2 protein-coding genes are annotated in these 1,229 nt (G+C 35.6%); one reads left to right on the forward strand and one right to left on the reverse strand.

The annotated features are described in order from the left end of the window. The first annotated feature begins 212 nt into the window (after positions 1-212). Positions 213-839 carry a hypothetical protein gene (locus ACFIK3_RS09530; protein ID WP_375676623.1) on the forward strand — a complete coding sequence of 209 codons (627 nt, stop codon included), beginning with the start codon at positions 213-215 and terminating at the stop codon, positions 837-839. 9 nt (positions 840-848) lie between these two features. On the opposite strand, the gene ACFIK3_RS09535 is transcribed toward ACFIK3_RS09530, so the two are convergent. Further along, positions 849-1,229: hypothetical protein (locus tag ACFIK3_RS09535; RefSeq protein WP_375676624.1), on the reverse strand; the 381-nt coding region annotated here is incomplete at its 5' end.

Here is a 1,229-nt window from a genome sequence, read left to right on the forward strand (position 1 = left end):
CTGATGTCATAAAATACGCCCTCCAGATAATAAAAAACCCCGCATTTGCGGGGATTCCAAACTGCACTGCCTCTCGTTTAGATACAATACGACCAAGTACAGTGCTGTCATTAAATACGATTTGCTACACTTTGTCAACATAAAAATAACACATATTGATAATTTCAAAGGGAATCGGTTAAACAGCGCTTATAATAATTTAGGGATTTAAAATGATGAAATCATTATTCATAACACGCATCATAACATTTATAGCTTTCTTTTCTATATCAGCGCTACCTGCATCAGCGTCATTTGGATTTATAGACAAATTGACGCGTATGTTTACAAGTGTAGATACTAAAGAGAAGTATAATCAACTTTACAACAAATACGTAAGTGAATCATATATTGGCTCTATGCATTCTGAAAAGATACGCAAAGCAGAAGAACTTTCACTCAGCACGGGCACAGAATATTCGTTTTTTAAACAGGAAGATATATTGTATCGTCACATATCAGTTGTTGGTTGTGCATCCCTTATGAGTTTATTGCGGGGTGATTATAATAAGGAGATGTCGCAAATGGATCTACCCAATGTAATAAAGCGTTTACGCGATGAATATGATTGGAGTGAAAGAGATTTTATGTGGGCATACGACGTGGTCAATGATAACGAGGATCCAATGATTTATTATGCAAAAAAATTTATGATGGCTATAGATAAGCGTTCCGATTTAAGAAAAGAACAAGTAAATAACATAGTATCTCAAGTGAAAAGAAATGATCATAAAAGTTTAAAGGAATCCATTGAATTTTGTAGAAACTTACAAACGATATACAATATAATGAAACCGTAATAGAGATTGTCATTTACGATCAAAGTACTTCTGAAGCGCATTAAGAGCTATACGTAATGAAGGTACAAGATATGATAATGTTTGATCTTCTATAACGAGGCACTGTAGCGCTGCATAAAGGTTATATTGTCTATAGAGGCATTGGGCTTCTTTTAGTGCCTCTTGCGTGTTTATAAACTGCTCTGTTGCAAATTCTACCCATTTATCTCTTGCCTTATCATCAGATGATGATGGCATTTCGTCATAAATTGCATTAGGCAAGCCTTTTGCGCAAAGGTAATTATTCCTTATCTGTAAATACTGTTGCGCGGCGTCATATTGCTCTTGAGTAATCACGCCTTGCAAGTAAAGCCGCCCGATATAGGTACCAGAAAGTGGATTTTTTGCCTC

Origin of the sequence: Bartonella sp. CB10SXKL (assembly GCF_042195515.1) — a bacterium.
GTDB lineage: Bacteria > Pseudomonadota > Alphaproteobacteria > Rhizobiales > Rhizobiaceae > Bartonella.